Source organism: Methylocystis sp. MJC1 (assembly GCF_026427715.1).
In the GTDB taxonomy this organism is placed as follows: Bacteria; Pseudomonadota; Alphaproteobacteria; order Rhizobiales; family Beijerinckiaceae; genus Methylocystis.
In genome coordinates, this window is the sequence record NZ_CP107558.1 from 874,973 (window position 1) to 892,985 (window position 18,013).

Annotated in this window: 16 protein-coding genes; 6 read left to right on the top strand and 10 right to left on the bottom strand. The window is 60.3% G+C overall.

What is annotated here, in order from left to right:
- Positions 1-189 precede the first annotated feature (189 nt).
- Genes OGR47_RS04270 through OGR47_RS04280 form a run of 3 tightly spaced genes read left to right on the top strand, consistent with a single transcriptional unit; the run spans position 190 to position 3,288 of the window.
- Positions 190-657 carry a MarR family winged helix-turn-helix transcriptional regulator gene (locus tag OGR47_RS04270; protein ID WP_246729639.1) on the top strand — a complete coding sequence of 156 codons (468 nt, stop codon included), beginning with the start codon at positions 190-192 and terminating at the stop codon, positions 655-657.
- A complete protein-coding gene (locus tag OGR47_RS04275; protein ID WP_165050894.1) occupies positions 650-1,780 on the top strand; it encodes an HlyD family secretion protein in 1,131 nt (376 codons plus the stop codon). Before OGR47_RS04270 ends, OGR47_RS04275 begins: the two co-directional genes overlap by 8 nt.
- Positions 1,777-3,288, top strand: coding sequence for a DHA2 family efflux MFS transporter permease subunit (locus OGR47_RS04280; RefSeq protein ID WP_165050892.1), 1,512 nt, complete (start codon positions 1,777-1,779; stop codon positions 3,286-3,288). The genes OGR47_RS04275 and OGR47_RS04280 overlap by 4 nt, the downstream gene beginning before the upstream one ends.
- A gap of 19 nt (positions 3,289-3,307) precedes the next feature.
- On the opposite strand, the gene OGR47_RS04285 is transcribed toward OGR47_RS04280, so the two are convergent.
- Positions 3,308-4,021 (bottom strand): hypothetical protein, encoded by a 714-nt coding sequence (locus tag OGR47_RS04285; protein WP_165050890.1) that lies wholly within the window; start codon positions 4,019-4,021, stop codon positions 3,308-3,310.
- Positions 4,022-4,223: 202 nt separating this feature from the next.
- On the opposite strand from OGR47_RS04285, the gene OGR47_RS04290 reads away from it, so the two are divergent.
- On the top strand, positions 4,224-5,324 hold the full coding sequence (locus OGR47_RS04290; protein ID WP_165050888.1) for a hypothetical protein: 1,101 nt from the start codon (positions 4,224-4,226) through the stop codon (positions 5,322-5,324).
- 299 nt (positions 5,325-5,623) lie between these two features.
- On the opposite strand, the gene OGR47_RS04295 is transcribed toward OGR47_RS04290, so the two are convergent.
- Positions 5,624-6,388 (bottom strand): FkbM family methyltransferase, encoded by a 765-nt coding sequence (locus OGR47_RS04295; RefSeq protein WP_165050886.1) that lies wholly within the window; start codon positions 6,386-6,388, stop codon positions 5,624-5,626.
- Between the two features lie 303 nt (positions 6,389-6,691).
- On the opposite strand from OGR47_RS04295, the gene OGR47_RS04300 reads away from it, so the two are divergent.
- Together OGR47_RS04300 and OGR47_RS04305 are read left to right on the top strand one after the other, a co-directional pair.
- Positions 6,692-7,039, top strand: coding sequence for a copper-binding protein (locus OGR47_RS04300; RefSeq protein WP_165050884.1), 348 nt, complete (start codon positions 6,692-6,694; stop codon positions 7,037-7,039).
- A gap of 109 nt (positions 7,040-7,148) precedes the next feature.
- Positions 7,149-7,367: a hypothetical protein gene (locus OGR47_RS04305; protein ID WP_165050882.1), complete on the top strand. Its 219-nt coding sequence runs from the start codon at positions 7,149-7,151 to the stop codon at positions 7,365-7,367.
- A 121-nt stretch (positions 7,368-7,488) separates the two neighbouring features.
- Here OGR47_RS04305 and OGR47_RS04310 read toward each other — a convergent pair whose 3' ends face one another.
- From OGR47_RS04310 to OGR47_RS04345, 8 genes are all read right to left on the bottom strand, one after another.
- Positions 7,489-9,225: a TonB-dependent receptor gene (locus tag OGR47_RS04310; protein ID WP_165050880.1), complete on the bottom strand. Its 1,737-nt coding sequence runs from the start codon at positions 9,223-9,225 to the stop codon at positions 7,489-7,491.
- A 144-nt stretch (positions 9,226-9,369) separates the two neighbouring features.
- Positions 9,370-10,173 (bottom strand): TonB-dependent receptor plug domain-containing protein, encoded by an 804-nt coding sequence (locus OGR47_RS04315; RefSeq protein ID WP_165050878.1) that lies wholly within the window; start codon positions 10,171-10,173, stop codon positions 9,370-9,372.
- A gap of 78 nt (positions 10,174-10,251) precedes the next feature.
- A complete protein-coding gene (locus OGR47_RS04320) occupies positions 10,252-10,614 on the bottom strand; it encodes a DUF2946 family protein (protein WP_165050877.1) in 363 nt (120 codons plus the stop codon).
- A gap of 259 nt (positions 10,615-10,873) precedes the next feature.
- A complete protein-coding gene (locus OGR47_RS04325) occupies positions 10,874-12,637 on the bottom strand; it encodes a PepSY domain-containing protein (protein WP_165050875.1) in 1,764 nt (587 codons plus the stop codon).
- Positions 12,638-12,670: 33 nt separating this feature from the next.
- The gene (locus OGR47_RS04330; RefSeq protein ID WP_165050873.1) at positions 12,671-16,762 is read right to left on the bottom strand and encodes a cobaltochelatase subunit CobN; all 4,092 of its coding nucleotides are present in this window, start codon (positions 16,760-16,762) and stop codon (positions 12,671-12,673) included.
- A gap of 11 nt (positions 16,763-16,773) precedes the next feature.
- Entirely contained in the window at positions 16,774-17,127 is a 354-nt protein-coding gene (locus OGR47_RS04335; protein ID WP_165050870.1) for a DUF2149 domain-containing protein, read from the bottom strand.
- Complete coding sequence (locus tag OGR47_RS04340) at positions 17,124-17,648, bottom strand: MotA/TolQ/ExbB proton channel family protein (RefSeq protein WP_246729650.1); 525 nt, start codon at positions 17,646-17,648, stop codon at positions 17,124-17,126. Before OGR47_RS04340 ends, OGR47_RS04335 begins: the two co-directional genes overlap by 4 nt.
- A gap of 141 nt (positions 17,649-17,789) precedes the next feature.
- Entirely contained in the window at positions 17,790-17,948 is a 159-nt protein-coding gene (locus OGR47_RS04345) for a hypothetical protein (protein ID WP_165050866.1), read from the bottom strand.
- Between the last annotated feature and the right edge of the window lie 65 nt (positions 17,949-18,013).

Genomic DNA, 18,013 nt, shown 5'->3' on the forward strand with positions numbered 1-18,013 from the left:
GAACGGTGTTTTTGCCCTGGATTCCCGATCGCTCGCTTCGTGAGCGTCGGGAATGACAGCGAAACAAATCAAGCGATTCGGTATGACGGGCCGATTACGAAAACGCGGGTTGTCGCGTTTGCGCTTAATTGGGTGCTTGCTTATTATAAGCTAGCATACTATCTGACGGGCATGCAGAAATCCATGCCCATGAAGCCCGCCACGCGCGAATTGGCCTTCACCCTCAACGACGTCGCCCGACTGCTTCGGACCAGCGCCGACCAGAAGGCGGCGGAATTCGGCATGAGCCGCGCCAAATGGGCGGTGCTCGCTCGTCTCGACCGCTTCGAGGGGTTAAAGCAGGCCGAGCTGGCCGACATGCTCGACCTTCAGCCCATCACGCTGACGCGGCTGCTCGACGGCCTGTGCGAGAACGGATTGATCGAACGCCGCCCGGACCCGGACGACCGGCGGGCGAAGCGGCTGTTCCTCACGCCTGCGGCGCGCCCGCTGCTCGAACGCCTGAGCATCCTCGGCGGAGAAATCATGGATACGGCGCTCGCGGGCTTGGATGAGTCCCGTGTCGCGACGCTGCTTGCTGACCTCTGCGTCATCAAGGAGAACCTGCGCCGCTCCGCGCAGCGCCGCGAGGCCGAGGCGGAGCGGCATCATGGCTGAGGCGACTGCGACCATTTCGAAAACCGAGCGCGTCTCGCCGGCGGGGAGGCTCGTGACCGCCGCGCGCCGGCGTCTGCGGCTCCTGCTCATGGCCGGCGTCCCGGCGCTGGCAGGGCTTGCCGGAGTAGGGCTCTATCTCTCGGGCGGGCGCTATATCTCGACGGACAACGCTTATGTCGGCGCCCAAAAGGTGCTGATCACCCCGGATATTTCGGGAAAGGTGAGCCGCGTCCTCATTCGCGAGGGACAGCATGTCGGGGCGGGCGATGAACTCTTCGACATCGACCCCGTTCCTTTCCAGCTCGTGCTGCGGCAGGCGCAGAGCAAGCTCGAGACGGTGCGCACCGACTTCGCCACCCTGAAGTCGAATTACAAATCGCTCAGCCGGTTGATCGAGCTTGGCGAACAGGCCATCGGCGTCAAGCGGCGCATGTTCGACCGCAAGGCGGCGTTGGCCTCGCGTCAATTCAGCACGCAAAGCGACGTCGATAATGCGAGCACGGCGTTGCTCGCAGCCGAATTGCAGCTGCAGCCGGTGCGCCAGCAGCTCACCGCGACGCTGAACCAGCTGCAGGGAAATCCTGATCTCACGATCGAAGATTATGCGCCATACCGGCAGGCCAAGGCGGCGCTCGACCAGGCGCAGCGCGACCTCGATCACACAATTATCAAAGCGCCGATCTCTGGCGTCGCCACGCAAGTCGACAACATCCAGCTTGGCCGTTTCGTGACGGCGGGCGCGGCCATCTTCAGCGTGGTCGACGACGCCGCGCCATGGGTCGACGCCAATCCGAAGGAGACCGACATCACCCATCTGCGCGTTGGGCAGGCTGCCGCTCTCCACATCGACACATTCCCCGGCCAATCGTTCCATGGCCATGTCGCCTCTGTGGGGCCGGGAACGGGCGCGCAATTTGCGATCCTGCCGCCGCAGAACGCCAACGGCAATTGGGTGAAGGTGGTTCAGCGCGTGCCCGTGCGCATCGAATTCGACGCGGGGCAGAGGCTTTCGGCGTTGCGCGCCGGAATGAGCGTCACGGTCGAGATCGATACGCGCCGCCAGCGCGGCCTCGCCTCTCTCTTCGGCGCACAGGAAAGCTACGCGGAAGAACAGGCGAAATGAGCGGCCCGAAACCCGGCGCCAACCGGACGATGGTGACGATCTGTGCGATGAGCGCCACCATCATGCAGGCGCTCGACACCACGATCGCCAATGTCGCCTTGCCTTATATGCAGGGCAGCCTGTCCGCCTCGCTCGACCAGATCAACTGGGTCCTGACCTCTTATATCGTCGCCGCCGCGATCATGACGGCGCCGATCGGCTGGATCGCGGAACGGTTCGGCCGCAAGCGCCTCTTCATCATCTGCGTCGCGGGCTTTACCTTCGCGTCCGGCCTTTGCGGCTTCGCACAAAGCATCGAGCAGATGGTTCTGTTTCGCCTGTTGCAGGGAGCCTTCGGCGCCGCGCTCGTGCCTTTGTCGCAAGCCGTGCTGCTCGACTCCTATGACGCGCAGGAACGCGGCTCCGCCATGGCGATCTGGGGCGTCGGCGTGATGCTCGGCCCGATCATGGGTCCAACGCTCGGCGCCTGGCTGACCGACAATTACAACTGGCGCTGGGTCTTCTTCATCAACCTGCCGATGGGCGTTATCACCGTTCTGGGCCTTCTCTTCTTCATGCGCGAAACGCCGCTCGACCACAGCCGCCGTTTCGATTGGTTCGGTTTCGCCGCCCTTGCGCTCGGCATCGGCGCCTTGCAGGTGATGCTGGATCGCGGCGAGCAGCAAGGCTGGTTCGAGTCGCACGAAATCGTCACCGAAGCAGCCATTTCCGCTACTGGCTTCTATTTCTTCTTCGCGCATTCGCTGACGACATCAAATCCATTTGTGCGCTTCGAATTGTTCAGGGACCGCAATTTCATTGCCGGTAGCCTGTTCATGCTGGTCATTGGCGTCGTGCTGTTCGCGACCATGGCGCTGGTGACGCCTTATATGCAGAATGTCGTCGGCTATCCTATCCTGACGGCAGGCTTTCTTCTTGCAAGCCGCGGCGCCGGCACGCTGGTCGCAATGCTGATTGTCGGCCGCCTGCTCAAGATCATCGAAGCGCGCTATCTCGTTTTCGCTGGCCTGTCTCTTTCGGCCCTGACGCTGCATCAGATGTCGCTGTTCACTGAGCAGACGTCTTCGGCCGTAATTGTTGCGACGAGCGTGTTGCAGGGCTTCGGGCTCGGCCTGGTCTTCGTGCCGCTGAACACAGCGGCTTTCGCGACCTTGCCGGCCGTGCTTCGCACCGAGGGCACGGCCATGTTGACCCTCCTGCGTAACATCGGCAGCTCGGTCGGCATCTCTCTCGTCATTGCGCGCCTGACCGAGGGGACGATCGAGGCGCATGCGCGCCTCGTCGAATTCGTCACGCCCTTCAATAGCGCGTTGTCTGCTTCGCCTCTCGACGCCGCGACGGACAAGGGACGCGCCATGCTCGAAAACCTCGTATCGCAGCAGGCGGCCATCATCGCTTATGGCGACGATTTCAAGTTCCTGATGGTCCTCGTCGTCGCGTCGCTCCCGCTGGTCGCAATTATCGGCGCTTCCAGGGTGGGAGCGCAGGCTGAAGTCGCGTTCGAGTAAGCGTCTGTCAGGCGCACCTTCAATCCAGGACGGCGCTCAGCGCCTCCTTTTGCGCGGCAAGCGGCAAAGCCGCGATGTTTTCGCCGAGCGGGTCCAGGCCCAAGGAGTTCATTTTGAAATAGAGTACCTTGGAGCCCGCAGCGTTGGTTCGCTCGTGCCAAATCGTAGACCCCCAGAAGACAATCAAATCGCCTGGCCTCGTGTCTATGACAACCGGGTCTATGTCCCTTAACGCGTTTTCGGGCCTCTCCGCTTCGGAAAGCGAGGCGAGGAACAGGTCGTAACTATCGAAGGTGTTTTCGCCAAGCTCGTGATACGGATAAAGAATGAGCCGGGAGTCCGATCCGACTTCCAGCGGGATTCCAATCGAGAGTTGGGTTCCGCGCCTGTCCTTGTGCGGCGGCGGAGTTTGAGGCGCGTCCTCACGATAAACTTTCAGATGCCGTTCCGAGATGATGAGGTCCTCGTAAGGCAGCCCGGTCAACCGACCAATCGTCTCGACAAATTCCGCGACCGTCTCTCGCTGTTCGGGGAACGCAAAGAGATATTCCTGCTTGAGACGCCGCTTCGAGCGGGAGATGTCGCCGCCGTCTATGCATTGCTCGATTTGGGCTTCGGCGTAATCGAGAAACTCGGCGTGTATTCCCTGCTTGATGACGATAAAGCCGTTTTTGTCGAAGTCGGCGGCGTATTCGCTCAGATTATCCCGCCACGAACCGAACAGCTTGATCATAGCTTCAATCCTCTTGTGAACAATGAATAGCTCGCACAAACCGTCATGCAAAGAAATCGGGCATGATGCGTAAGCCGTTTTTTCCGGGCGCTACTCCCCGATACGTCTTTCCTCCGCAAGCCCGGAGGCCCATTTATATGGGCGGCGGAGGAAATACAGGTGACTCGATCTTTTGGAGAAGCCGGGAGAGTTAGGGGGCAAAATGATTTTGCGTGGGGCGTATCTTCTTCGCCGGTTTCTAAACTCGGCCCGTCGTAACGAGAAGCAGGCGCAGGCGGACCGGATTCGCGACCAATTCTATGAGAAATGCTGGAGAGAGGCCGCCCAATCGTGCGGGGGCGAATTTGCGCGCGTGGATGACGGAGCTGCGTGGATCACTCTCAAGGCGGTTCCCCGGCCTATTTATGTCGACCGAAACACGAACGTAATCGACAGTCATGCGTCGGTTCGCGCGACTGATGATAAGCCGGCGACCTACCAATTGATTGAAGAACTTGGGGCGCCTGTTCCTGATCATGTCGTGCTTCGCATAGATGCGCACAAGGCAGCCCTGGATTTCATCGAGTCGCACGGCGGAGCATTCGTTGTAAAACCGGCGTCAGGAACCGCGGGCGGCATCGGCGTGACGGCAAATGTTCGAACGGCGTTTGAACTGAGACATGCGATGGCGTGGGCGGGGGCTTATTGTCCGCGCGTGCTCCTAGAGCGGCAGATCAAAGGAGACACGTATCGGCTCCTTTACCTCAACGGCAATCTCTTGGATTGCGTCCTGCGTAGTTCTCCAAGTCTCGTCGGCGACGGAATCTCAACAGTCCGAAAACTGGTCGAAGAGGAGAACCGTCTCCGTCTTGCCGAAGGGTTCAAACGAAGCCAGTCCCTTCTGAAAATAGACCGAGACATGACGGCGACGCTTTCGGCGCAGAGCCTCAACCTGAACTCCGTCCCGAAAAAGGGCCAAAAATTTATTATAAAGCACGTCGCTAACGATAACGCGGCAAAAGAAAATGTGACGATGATGGACGACCTGTCCGAGTCAACGATCGAGATCGGCCGAAATATATCGGCGAGGTTCGGATTGAGATTGGTTGGAATGGACATAATGACGCCGGATATCAGCAAAACGCTCGAGGATGCGCATGGCGCAGTGATCGACATAAATGGCGATCCGGGTTTTTACTACCATTATTGCAAGGACAGCGGGCGGGTCCGACTTGCCGAACTAATCCTGCGCGAGGTTATAAAATCATCCCAAGCGGCTCGTGAACACGATAAGTTCCACAGAGAGCCGAGCTTGCCCGGCTAGCGGCCCACACGTCGCGAAAGCCCCTATGATACGAGATCCGCTTGGTTGGTTCGGTGTCATTCCCGACGCTCGCAAAGCGAGCGATCGGGAATCCAAAGCAGAACCAGCGCTTTTGTGGCTCTGGATGACAAAGCCCTAACGAGAGCTCTTCAAGCGGAAATGGTATTCTGAGCTAAAGAGCCTGACGTCAGATCGGCTTGCGTTTTTTTGTCGCGAGCCGTCGTATGAAAGCTTGATTGAGAATTCTATGCGCGCCTCAACGCATGATATACGCTAACGGTAAAAACTGACCCCTCGCCTCACGCGGGCATTCCCGACGTTTCCCTTGCGCGGGCAGGATCCACGCTCTCAGACTGAGGCAGGAGGCAAAGCGTGTCGAACTCGAGCTCACTCAAGCGATAGCCTTCCTTTACGAGCCTGTCGTAAAGTTTCTCGAGCGCGGGGCGCGACGAGTGGCAATGTTCGAAATGGATTATTTGCGGCCTCAATCCGCAATCGAGAAATTGGCTGACAATCTCGACATCATAGCCCTGCACGTCGGTCAGCAGCACATCGATTGAGTGAACGCCGTGCTTTTGAAGCAGGGAACGAACCGATAGGCAATTCACTTCGATCGAGCGCGTCTTGGCGTCGAACTCATGCACGCCGCGCTGCAACGCGTCTTTCTTGAGGCTTGCGAAGACAGTGAGGTTAGCCGAGCCGTCCCGCGAATCCGCGACGTGAAGCTGCGCGGTTCCGTCGACGTCGCCAATAGCCGCATTTTCAAATGAGAGCTGCGCCTCGCAGGCGTAGTTCTGCTTGAGCTTTTCGAACACTTTTGGCTGGGGCTCGACAAGCAGGCCGCGCCAGTGATGCTTCAGCACGAAGCGGCGGAGCGGATCGTCCTTGACGCCGTCATTGGCTCCGATTTGCACGAAATAAAAGCCGGGGCGGTCCACCGACGCCTCGCTCAACGCCAATTCGAGGAAATCGATCGGAGCCTCGATGCGACGCCGGATCGGCGCCAGCCGGTAGCCGCAGAGCCCAAGACTTTCTTGAATGAAGGATTTGATTTGTCTCATCATTTATTCCTTCCTCCGGTCGCGACCATTGTCGTCCGCGGCGCTTCGAATAAAAGCGACCTTCCGGGGTAATTCGATTGACCCAGACGGAGCGCAATAAGATGTTGTTGGCTCGTTCATTCTCGCGATTAGTCGTTTCGACTCTTTGACGCCTGAACTAAAGATGTGTGATCTGCGCTTTCATGACATGCGCCAGAAGAAAGGCGCTGGCTCGCCGAAGGGTGAAAGCGCGGCCGAAGCGGAACAAAGCGCAGGCTACCGGCTTTGGGAAGAGCCGGCCTATCCGTCCAACAGAAGGAAGCGGTGATGGAAACAGCTTTGGGACGAGTACTCATTTTGGCGGCCGCCACGGGGCTGGCGATAGCGGGCGTGGGGGCGGTCGCCGCACAGAGTCGGGGCGGTGCGGCAATCGCGGAGGCAGTAGAGAAGGCGACGGGAAAAGGGGTCGTCGAGGCGGTGAATAAGGAGGAGCGGCAGCTCCGGATTACACATGAGGCGATTCCCGCGCTGAAGTGGCCGGGGATGACGATGGCCTTTAAGGTCGCGCCCGAGGTAAGCCTCGAGGGACTGGCGCCGGGCGCCCAGATTACCTTCACCCTCTCCAAATCCCCACATGGAGGCTATGTGATCGACCAGATTCAACGTGTGCAATAAACCGAGCGGCGCCTAAGTTTTTGACTGCGTCAATATTCGCGGTTGAACGCCGGTTCCCGCGCCCCCACTATTTCTGTGAGCAGCAACGCTCGACCTGAAGGGGGATGAAATGCGCAAGATTTTGCTTTTTATCATAGCGTCCCTGTTTGCCTTCACTGCTCCGGTGATGGCGCAGAGCGAAGAGCATAGAGAACATAGCGCGATGCAGCACATCGGCGGTCACTGGCGGCACGGGCACCGCGATTGGAGTGGGCAGGAAGGCCGCCATGTTCACAACGTCTGTTGGGACTGGGACGCGGCTCAGGGCTGGGTCTGGAATTGCCGCTAACGGCGTGCCGCCTCAGGAGAGCCTGCTAGCCGAGTTGGCAAGCTCTCCCGCAATTAGCCGATGCAGCTTGAGCAAGGCAGATACTGCGGTGAGCGCGCTTCAATCGCGCGCTCACGCATGACTAGTCGATGTTGAACCCCGCCGGACGGAACCACGTGGAAAAATCCGGCATGCCGCCTTCATTGCCCGCCAGGAAGATTCCGTTCCCTTTTTGGCCATCCTCGAACTTGTAGCGCATTGCTGCGAAGAAGGTGCGCGGGTATTGGTCGCGGCTGTTGAAGTTGCCGATATTGTCTATGCCGAGATCGAAAGTGAAACGATCGTTCCACTTGTAGTTGATCTTAGCGTCGATCGAGAAAAGACGGTGCTGCAGATTATAGGATTGCGCCAACCCGCAGCACGACACGTCGTTATTCGCCGTCGTTTGCCACGCTAGACCCGCCCAACGGACGTTACCCGCGAAAGACCAACGCGCGTCTGGCGAGTAAATGAAGCCTACCTTCCACCGCCAATCCGGCAAGCCGGGGACGCGCTTGCCGGCGTCGTTCAGCAGCCAGCAGCTCTGCGCCAAATTGGCCGCGCCGGGGCCAGCGACGCCGCAGCTGCTGGCGCTCGCCACGAAATCTCTGTTCGAGACGATGTGAGAGTCGAGATAGACTGCGTTCGCATAGGCCTCCATTCCCTGGAATAAGACGTTGCTCTTGCGCAGGTCGATCTCGACGCCCATGTTGCGGACGCGCTCTATGTTGGCTGGGCCGCTCGCGGGGACTAAGGCGCCCGGAATCGGGATCAGCTGATTGACGATGTAATCGCGGATGTCGTCATGGAAGAGCGACACGCGCATCCATCCCCCCGTCTCGAAATCACGTCTGATCGTGAGCTCCTTGTTGAGCGCGACTTCCGGGCGCAGATAGGGATTTGGCGACACGGGCTGGGAAAAGCCTTGCGGCGTCGTCAGTGCATAGAGCTCCGAAACAACCGGGAAGCGGTTCGCCATACCGACCGAGCCGTATATCGTCCAATGATCGTCGGGCTTCCACTCCAGCACGCCTTTCGGCGAGAAGCGCGTGCTGGCGCGATAGGGCTGGTAGATTGGGACGCCGGGGCGCGTAACGAAACCACCGGACGCAGCCGTTGTGTTGGACTGGTTGAAGCCGTCGGAAGCATTCCAATGCTCGCCGCGAACGCCGACCGTCAATTTAAAGTTGGGATGGAAACGCCAGGCTTCCTGCACCCACATCGCTTGCGTGCGCGTCGTCCCCTTGGCGATGGTCGAATAGAGGTGTCCAATCGTCGATGCTTCGCCCGACGGCCAGCTCATGGAAAGATAGGTCGGCGCGGCTACATGCGCTTCGTCGCCATAAATACCAAAGCTGACCTCATGGGGGCCCTTGGGGCCGAAGGGACGGTAAATCCCTTTCAGGTCCAGCGTTCCCCAATAATCTCCGGTTTCCTTTCGCACGAGGCCGGTCGAGGTGAAGCCGCCGACCGGATTTTTCGCCGACGTCCCGAGATTGGCGAGCGGCGTATTCCAGACGTCGTGCATCAGGTAAAAGTAGGATCCCGACAAATCGAAATCGAAAACCCCGCCGGTGTTTTGCTTGAGCGATAACGCATTGACCAGGACGCTGCTCTGATGGCGTCCATAGAAGCTCGAATAATCGCCGTAGCCGGTGGGGTTCTGCGCCGTGCGCGGACCGAACCATGTGTACCAGCGATTGTTGTTGGGGCCAAAGAGCGTCTCGCCATAGACGTTCCGGTCTTCCGTGAAGACGCCGACCGTGTGCGAGAGACGCAATGTGGGCGTAAAATCATAGGCGATCTTGAGCTTGCTGTTCACAAGATCGGTGTCGAACATGCCGCCGATGCCGACGATCCGTTGCGGAAAACCGGTCCGGTTCCACGCGAGGAACTCGTTATAGACAGGCGGAGCCGCGTTGCTCGCCAGCGGCGTCCATGAGTTCGGGGGAGACTGATAGGTCTGGTAGGATGTCGTCAGGAACTAGGAGAAGTTGCCGATGCGATCGCCTGCAGTGAGTTCGGTGAGCGAACGCGGAAAGGCGCGCTGCGTCTTCGCCCAGTCATAATCCATGACCGACACCGTCTCTTTGGCGGTGAGGCGCAGCTTGTCGGGCATCTTCGTCGTATAGGTCAGGACGCCGCCCATCGAGCGGCCGTCATATTGGGCGGCGAAGGGCCCCGTGATGAAGTCGACGCGGTCGATCTCTTCCGGGCTTACGAGCTTGAAGAAAGTCTGCAAGCCGCCATAAAAGCCGCCCTGGCCGCCGCGCCCGATAAGAGAGTTCAGCGGGATGTTGTCGAGATAAACGAGATTGCGCTCCGTGCTGTTGGCGAATTCGCGCGTTTGAAGCGATCCTTGAGTGCCGCCGCGATTTTCGCTGACATAGAGCGACGGCATATATTTTACTGCATCCTGCGAATTGACGATGTTGATCTGCTTGTCGATCTGCTGATGCGTGACGCTCGACACGACGGCGTTGGGGATCTGGTATTTCTCGATGAAAGCCCATCTTCCGTCAGGCAGCGTTGGATTCCAGATTTGCTCCGCAGTGCGCGCGGTTGGGACAGTCCCCGCGGCGCTTGAGGGGTCGCCAGTTGCAGGCGCCGAGGCGCGCGCGGCGGGGGAGCGTTCGGCATTGCCGTTGGCTGCATGGCTGCGGCGGGCGCCGCCAATATCAATGGTGGGCAGCGACTGCTGAGCGGACGCCGGCGCGAGCCAGGCTGAATGGCAGCATATGATGAGCGCGCAGGCGGAGACGCCGCGCCGTAAGGCGGTACGAGACATGAGAATAGGTTCCCGATTGTGCTGAGACGCAGCGCTGAAGGGCGCTGGAAACATTTGGCCCCAAGGGCCTCTCGACGATCAGGAGAAAAAGGGAGGCGCGCGCGTTGGCGGGCGCAGCGCTTGAAAGGCCGCCGGTTTGAAGTCTTGCCGGACGAATGCGACGATACGCTCGGGGAAATCGCCGGATAAGACCAGCGCGAGGACAACAGCGGTGAGCGCAAGGAAGTTAGCCCCGCAGAGGATGCAGGCCGAGCAATGGTCTTTCAGCGGAGCATTATGCGCCGGAGCGTTGTAATCGCCGGCTCCGCCAGCCTTTGCGCAAGTGAGCGCGAATGTGTCGTCTCCTTGCGCCGTTGTCGCAAGATGCGAATGGTTCAGCCACGCGCCCTGAAAGATGAGGGAGCATGCCACCAGAAGAACGGTGAGCCAACAACGCAACATCTTTTGCTTCCCGCCGCGGATACAATTGCGGCTGTATTTCTAGATCAATGCTAGGAATCGTCAACTATGATTAATTGTTTCTATAATAAAAAACTGCAGAAATATTATTTATATATAGACGTTGTGACAAATATACAACGTTTATAACGCGTAGTATGACCCAATACATGGAATCCGCTATGGAGACGAAAAACACTACGCATGTACCTGCACCAATATTTGGTGCCCGGGGTTGAAAGCCCCGGGCGCGGTTTACTGCTCAAGCCCATTTCTTTCGCCACCAACGGATGAGGCCGGTGACGCTCAGGAAGACAGCGAGGACTGCGAAGACGTCGTTCACCCATTTCCACTCGGACCAGAAGATCGTGCCCACATGCAGGCGCAGGAACCAGGTGAACCATGGCGTGCCCGGGTCGGATGGCATGTTGATGTCCTGCTTGCCGAGCGATTTGCCCTCCCGATCGGTGATCCAGAGTTTGTCGGAACTCTTCCAAAGCAATTTATCGTCAGCCATGGCGACGTCGGACGGCATGAACATATTCTCCATTCCGCCCATGCCCATGCCTGCCAATTGAGCGCGCCTCGAAAGGCTCTGCTCTCCGCCGCCCGTCGCGCCATGATTCACGCCGCCATGGCCGCCTTCCATGCCCATTCCCATGGGGCTGGCTTTGACTTCGCGGTTGACGCCGTCGCTCCCGCGAATGGCCGACGCGCCGCCCATGCCATTGACCATCACGATCCGATCGCCAAATCGACGCATGCGCGCGGCGAGGCGAACGGGCTCGCCTGAAGGATTATCTTCGCGCGCCCAGGTCTGGCCGCCGTCGACCGTCGTAAACATGCCGATGCGATTGCCGATAGTGCAGGCGCCGGGCATGTCCGGATAGGCGACAATGGAATCGATCCAGCCGTCCCAGGAGGAGAGCGCAAAGGCCGGCGTGAGATAGGCCTGCGGGATCTTCACCGACCGCATCCACATGAACAACTCGCGGCCATGGCCAAGGAAGACGCCGGTAATCGACAAATAGAGCATCATGACCACGGAAGCGATGCCCAGCGTGACGCTGTGCAGGCGAAACAGCCAGATGATCGTCGTCTTCTTGGCTTCCTTGGAGGTGCGGGTCGTTGTCGCGGTTCTGCCTTGCCGTTTGCCCTGCGCCTTCCACCATTTTGGCAGCCCCCAATAGAGCAGGCCGGTGATGGACAGGACGAACATGCCGATCCCGCCGATGTCGTTTGCGACGAGCGACGTCGTCGGTCCCGCAAGCGCGCGGCCGAAATGCAAATCGTGGACAAAGCGGTTGAGCGGAGCGTCGAGCGGCCGCGCCGCCTTCTCCAGCGGCGCAAATTCGATCGGCTCGATTTTCCCAGGCGCATCGGCGTCGAAGCGATACACTTTGGCGCGATCGACGATGGCGAGCATGTTTCTGGGCGTCGCATCAGCGGCGAGGCCGGTGACATAATTTCCTTCCAGCGCCGCGAGACGCGCGCTGGCACCGCCGTCTTCCGAAAGATAGACCCCATCGTCGGTCGCAAGCCAAAGGCGCTCCCATCCCTTGGCGCCATCAGGCTCGATCGCCAGCAATTGCGGGTGGTCTCCCTTCTGGAAAACCGTCGGCGTCCACGTCGCGCCACTATCGCGCGAGACCCAGACGCCGCGCGGACCGCCCGCCACCCGGTGGGCGTTGTCGGCTGGGTCGATCTGCAAATAGCGGATCGTGTTGCGTGCGGATTGCTCGTCCAGCGCGCGCGTCGTCAGCCAGCTCGGCGTTTTGGCCTGCATTTGCCAACGCCAGCTGTCGTGATCCAGAAAGAACCCCGTCAGGCCCAAAGCCGCCAGCCAGCCCGCGCCTGCAAGGCCGGTCCATTTGTGGATGACGAAGGACCATCGATAGACCTTCGAGCCGCCCGGTTGGACCTTCTTTGTCGCGTGTTGCAGACGCTTTGTGACGGGCGAGGCGTCACGGGTGACGTCTGCGCCATCGGCCCCGCGCCTTCTGAACATCGTATCGAGAAAGGCCATGATTATTGCCTCCTTGCCGCATCAGGATTTCGATCAAGCGCGTCGACGCACGACCATTGCGAGCGCCAGCTCGAACGCGACGCCTGCGCCGAATGCGCCGAGCACCGCGGCATAGAGCCGCCATTGTGGCGTATCGGGGCTATTGTCGTTCTGCGCCTGCTTTTCGAGCTTCATGCCGGTGACCTGCTGAGAGGATGCAGGCGCCGCGGCCTCGGTTTGCGCAGAGGGCTGCGGCGACGCGGGCAGGGCGGCTGCAAGACCGTAGCCCGCGACTTTCGCCGCGATGAACTCCGCCGCCTTCTCGTTGCTCATGTGGAGATCATGCGCTTTCGCGACCTCCTCATGCGTCTCGACGAGCGTCTTCACGACCTCTTCGGGCGCATCCCAATAGCCCTTGCGCACGGCTTCGAGCATGCGTTCGGAGAGTTGCGCCAGCGCGGCCGGATGGTTCTTCTGGAAATAGTCCTTGAGGCCGAGATTATATTTGTCCTTGACGTAGACCTCGTAGAACTCCTGCCATTGGTCGGCGCGCACGCTCGCGCGGTCCATCACGTTCCAGCCCCAGAAATTATTGAGGCTGTCGACCATCTTGGTTGCGCCGGAATAACGCTCCTTCATCAGCCCTTCGATGTAGCGGGGATGGAACATGCGCGAGCGCAGCTCCTGGCTCACCGCCTCGGCGACCGTCTGGTTCTTGAACTCGCGCGCGTTGCTCAAGTCCGAGAAGTAGAGCGCCGGCGTCTTGCCATCGAGGTGACGCACGGCGAGCCCGATGCCGCCGAGATATTCGAAGAAGTGGTCGAGCGAGACGATGCCGATGGCGTTGTTGGAGCGCGACAGGACGCTGGCCTTCGTTCCGCGAAGCGCCTCCGCAAAGAGATTCAGCCCGTCGATTTTCAGGCTATGGAGATCGGGCTCCAGGCCGTAGGCGTAGCTCAGCCGGTCGAGATAGACCTCGGCCAGCGCGCCCTCCTTGTCCCAGGCGCCGGAAGCGACGGTCGCCTGTGGCAGTTTGCTGCCGTAGACGCCGCTCTCATTGCCGAAGAGACGCACGCGGGCGAGCCGCTTGGCGCGGTCTTCCGGAACGCCTTTGGCGAGCAGCGCCTGCAGAGTCTTCTCGACATTGAGCGCGACGGGATTGTCGTCCTCCTTCAGCGCCGCGACCTTGTTCACCGCGCCCTGCAGCAATTGCATCAGCTCCGGCAGATTGTCGCGATAGCCGCCGGTGATCTGCAACACTGTGTCGACGCGCGGGCGATCCAGCTTGTTACGCGGAATAACATTCACGCCGGTGACGTCGCCGCGCTGGTTCCAGACCGGCTCGACGCCGAGCATATAGAGAATCTGCGCTTCAACCACGCCGAAATGATTGATCGTTTCCGGCTGCCACAGCGAGAAGGCGACCTTGTCGGGGTAGGCGCCTTTGTCCGCCTTGTATTTCTCCATCAGATCGCGCGCGAGCTTGGTTCCTGCTTCCCAAGCCGCTTTCGTCGGGATCTTGCGCGGATCGAAAGCATAGAGATTGCGCCCTGTCGGAATTGCAGCCGGATTGCGCAGCGGATCATTGCCGGTCGACGTCGGTATCGAGCCGCCGGCAAGCGCTTTGGCGAGGTTCTGCAACTCCATCGGGTGGGTGAAGTTGTCGTAGTGCTTGCGCGCTTCCTCGAGGAATGGGCGCGCCTTTTCTGGAAAAGCGCTCAGATCTTCCTTGTCGATCACGGCGCGGCGCAGTGCGACGAAAACCTCGTCCTTCTCCAGCTTGTCATATTGCTGGCTCGTCAGCAGCGTCGGGTTCTTGCCGAAGGCCTTGATGTAGTCCGGCGGCAGCATCTGGATGATGGTGAGCAGGATTTTTTCGGGCTCGACGGTCTTGCCGAAGGTGCGGAAGCCCAGCGGCTGCGGCATGCCCGCCATCGAGTGCAGGAATTTGTCGACGCCTTTGAGAAATTTCTCCTCGTCGGCGGCAACCGCCGCGTCGTCCATGCCAATGTCCTTCAGGATGTTGGTCTTTTTGGCCTTCTCGATGATCTGTTGCGTAAGATTGGCTTTCATCAGGCCGGGCGTCGCCGCCTCGTGCTGATTCATCAGCTCGTGCAGCTCGGTCAGCTCGCCGTAAAGTCCCGAGGGTGCGAAGGGCGGTTCGTCATGCGAGATCGTCACCGCGCGGCCGCGGCGGCGCGCAATGATCGCTTCTCCCGGGTCGTGCACCGCGTAAGGATAAATCAACGGCACATTGCCGATTGTCGTCTGCGTGTCGTTATAGACGGAAGGCGCGCGCTCCTTGCCGACGGAGAATTCCTGCGTGCCATGCGTGCCGATATGCAGAATGGCGTCGACCTTCTCCTTGTGCACGAGGTCGTAATAGACGGCGCGATACGCGTGATGCAGCGGGCGCTTCTTGTCGTGGAGGATGTCGGCTTCCTCCGAGCGCCGCGCGCCGCGCAGCGGCTGCGGCAGGATGAGAAGATTGCCGAGCTTCCAGCGCGGCACGACAAAGTCGGCGCGCGCGCCATCCTTCAAGGTGAGATAGGTGTCTTCCGGCTTTTCCCAGCCCTCGGCAATCTGCTTCTGGGTCTCCGCGGGCAGCTTGGCGATGAAGTCCTTATATTCCGCGACCGGCACGCGCTCGGCGAGCCCGGCGTCGAGAAGCTTGCGCAGCTCGGCGTCATCCTTCGTGCGGTAATAGGGTCGGATCAGCTTCTTGATATTCTCGATCGCCGTCTTCTCGTCGATCTCGGGAATATCGTAGCCCTCGCTGCGTAGGGTCTTGATGATTTCGACGAGGCTTGCCGGAATGTTGAGATAGGAGGCGGCGAAGTTCTCCTCGCCTTCGGGCGTATTCCAGACCAGCGCGGCGAGTTTTTTGTCCTTGTTCGGCTTGTGGCGGAGATTGGCTTGGGCGAGCGCGCGTTCGACCAGCGCCTCCGCCTGTTCCGGAATGGCTACAAGCTGTTCGTCGCCGCGGCGCTTGGCGGCGACGAGCGTATTGTCGATGCGACCCGCCATCTCCGGGAGCGTGTAATAGACGCCCATGCGAAAGACGGGCAGGCCTTCGTCGCTCTTGCGCCAGTCGTCCTCATAGCCCGTGCCATAGGTCATCGCCTGGAGGATCGGGCGCTGGAATTTCTCGGCGAACTTCTTTTGATTATCGACGGAACCGTAAATGCCGGTGAAGGAGATCAAGATGTCCGGCAGAATTTTGTCGCCCTGAGAGAGCAGGGGCCAGACCGCCTCGCCGTCATTTGGGTCCCAGAACGGAAGCGCGAAAGCGCCCTTCTTCTCGATGCGGCGGATAACGTCGTCGATATGCAGCGTCGCGTCATTCGCAAGCTCGATACGGTGGAATCCGACGGCCACGATTTTCTGGCCAGGCTTGGGCGCGCGCCATTTGAGATAGTCGTCGAGAGAAACGAAGGTCTTCTTCGCAGCGTCCGGGTGATAAATCCCTGCTTCCGGCATGATCGCCGGCGCGCCGCCCTTCTTGCCCGGCTTGCCGAAAATATCCGTGCGGATGTAATCGGCGAGATAGCCCTCGTTCTGCGCCCCGCCATTGCGCATATAGGCCATGATGCGCTCGCATTGTTCCGGCGTCAGGCCGCGGGTGAGATCGGGCCGCTTCCACATGGGACCGCCCCAGACCCGCCCGTCGAAATCGCCAAGCAGCGGTTCGACCTTGCCGAGGAGGATCGGGAAGGTCGACTCCATCACCCAGTCGAACATCGCAAGATCACGCCCAGCGAGCTTTTTGCGGATCGCGTCTTCGTCGAGGAGATCGACGAACACATACTCGGCATCCACGCCGCGTTCGTGCGCGAGTTTTTCGATGAGCTTGCCTTTGGCGGGGCTCGACGGCTCGCGCGCGAAAATGACCACGGAAGGCTTGCCGGCGATGGGTTTCGCGACGAAGGGACGAACGTCCTTCGGCTTCTCATCGGCTGGAGATCCACCGTTGGCGCTGCGCCCCATCGGACGGCCCATGCCCTCAGGGGGCGTTCCGGAGACGGTTGCGGCGGCGGGCGGCGCATTGGCCGGCGTTTGAGCGCAGAGCGCTTGTGGTTGCGCGAGCGCGCCGAAGGCCAGCGCTGCGGCAAAAGTGATCCAAAGACGGTTCTGTTTGATCGCCATGTTGCGCGCTCCTACTGCTGGCCCGTTTTTGCAGGCGCTTTTGCGGCGACATCGGCTTCGGGGACATAGACGAAGGAGCCGTCCTTCATCCGGTAGGCGACGCCGGCGCGGGCGCCTTCGCCGCTGCCGATCGAGTCCGTCGCCTTGTATTTTTCGATTTTCTTGCCGTCCTTGACGACCATCTCCATGTCCGGCTGGCCGGGGTTCTTCACCACGACGGCCTTTTCGGAAGCGAAGGGATTGAGCGGATTGGCGGCGATGACCATCATCAGCGCGCCGACCAGGACAAGAAAGACATCGACGAGATTGACGACCGAGAGGATCGGGTCGAGTTCCTCGTCTTCGTTCAAGATTCGCAGGGTCATGCCGCCGCTCCAGATCCGGAGAGGCGGCGACGGATGGAGACGAGCTCCTCCGCGTACCATCGGCGCTTGACGCTGGCGATGCAAAAGCACAGGGAGGCGGCGGCAAGCGCTAGGACCACCGACGAGAAGGCCGAGCGCAGCAACTCGCCCATCTGCGACACGTCGTTCTTGGTCAATGCGACGAGCGCCGGTCCCATGGGAATGAGCGTCGCCATCAATCCCAGCAGCGGCGTCACGCGGGTTGCGATGCGAATGAGCTCCAGCCGTTTCATGGCGGCGACGTCGAGATCGTCGATCGTCAGGCTTTCATCGGCGGCGTGAAGACGCGCAATGGGGTAGGCGTCCCCAGCGTCGTCGAGCGCGCCGAAGCTTTGCGTCCGGAAAGCCTGCCGGCCGCTGAAGCGCAGATAGGCCTGCACCGCCATGCGGCCGGTTTCGAAGAGGGCGTAGACGAAGGCGAGGAGAATGGCCACTTGCACGGGCGCGAGCAGCAGGTCGGCGATATTGGCGAAAAAGGACATAAGGCTCACTCTGCCATTTCGTCGGCTGTCGGGCGCGACGAAGGCTCCAATGGCGAACGCAAAGGCGCGCAAGAGCGCCTTGGCCGCGTCAGTTTTCAGCGATGGGGAAGATGTGCGCGCTCAGCGGCGCGCTAAAAAAAATCAGGAAAGACGCGGGGGCGCGCGTGATCGTAAATCGTCCGGCGCGGCGTCGGATACATGGCCGAAACGCTGCGCGAAATAGATGCGCGCTTTGCGCTCGATTTCGAGACGGGAGAAGCCCGCTTCGAGAGGCGCCAGCCCCGAAGCAGAAATCAGCATACAGGCGTCGCAGCAGGCGTCAGCGGCGCTTTCATCTCCATGCTGAGCCAAGCCAGCACAGAAAG

Bases quoted from the DNA above. Each gene is read 5' to 3' on its own strand.
- OGR47_RS04270 (WP_246729639.1), top strand. From the start codon at position 190: ATGAAGCCCGCCACGCGCGAATTGGCCTTCACCCTCAACGACGTCGCC.
- OGR47_RS04275 (WP_165050894.1), top strand. From the start codon at position 650: ATGGCTGAGGCGACTGCGACCATTTCGAAAACCGAGCGCGTCTCGCCG.
- OGR47_RS04280 (WP_165050892.1), top strand. From the start codon at position 1,777: ATGAGCGGCCCGAAACCCGGCGCCAACCGGACGATGGTGACGATCTGT.
- OGR47_RS04285 (WP_165050890.1), bottom strand. From the start codon at position 4,021: ATGATCAAGCTGTTCGGTTCGTGGCGGGATAATCTGAGCGAATACGCC.
- OGR47_RS04290 (WP_165050888.1), top strand. From the start codon at position 4,224: ATGATTTTGCGTGGGGCGTATCTTCTTCGCCGGTTTCTAAACTCGGCC.
- OGR47_RS04295 (WP_165050886.1), bottom strand. From the start codon at position 6,388: ATGATGAGACAAATCAAATCCTTCATTCAAGAAAGTCTTGGGCTCTGC.
- OGR47_RS04300 (WP_165050884.1), top strand. From the start codon at position 6,692: ATGGAAACAGCTTTGGGACGAGTACTCATTTTGGCGGCCGCCACGGGG.
- OGR47_RS04305 (WP_165050882.1), top strand. From the start codon at position 7,149: ATGCGCAAGATTTTGCTTTTTATCATAGCGTCCCTGTTTGCCTTCACT.
- OGR47_RS04310 (WP_165050880.1), bottom strand. From the start codon at position 9,225: ATGTTCGACACCGATCTTGTGAACAGCAAGCTCAAGATCGCCTATGAT.
- OGR47_RS04315 (WP_165050878.1), bottom strand. From the start codon at position 10,173: ATGTCTCGTACCGCCTTACGGCGCGGCGTCTCCGCCTGCGCGCTCATC.
- OGR47_RS04320 (WP_165050877.1), bottom strand. From the start codon at position 10,614: ATGTTGCGTTGTTGGCTCACCGTTCTTCTGGTGGCATGCTCCCTCATC.
- OGR47_RS04325 (WP_165050875.1), bottom strand. From the start codon at position 12,637: ATGGCCTTTCTCGATACGATGTTCAGAAGGCGCGGGGCCGATGGCGCA.
- OGR47_RS04330 (WP_165050873.1), bottom strand. From the start codon at position 16,762: ATGGCGATCAAACAGAACCGTCTTTGGATCACTTTTGCCGCAGCGCTG.
- OGR47_RS04335 (WP_165050870.1), bottom strand. From the start codon at position 17,127: ATGACCCTGCGAATCTTGAACGAAGACGAGGAACTCGACCCGATCCTC.
- OGR47_RS04340 (WP_246729650.1), bottom strand. From the start codon at position 17,648: ATGTCCTTTTTCGCCAATATCGCCGACCTGCTGCTCGCGCCCGTGCAA.
- OGR47_RS04345 (WP_165050866.1), bottom strand. From the start codon at position 17,948: ATGCTGATTTCTGCTTCGGGGCTGGCGCCTCTCGAAGCGGGCTTCTCC.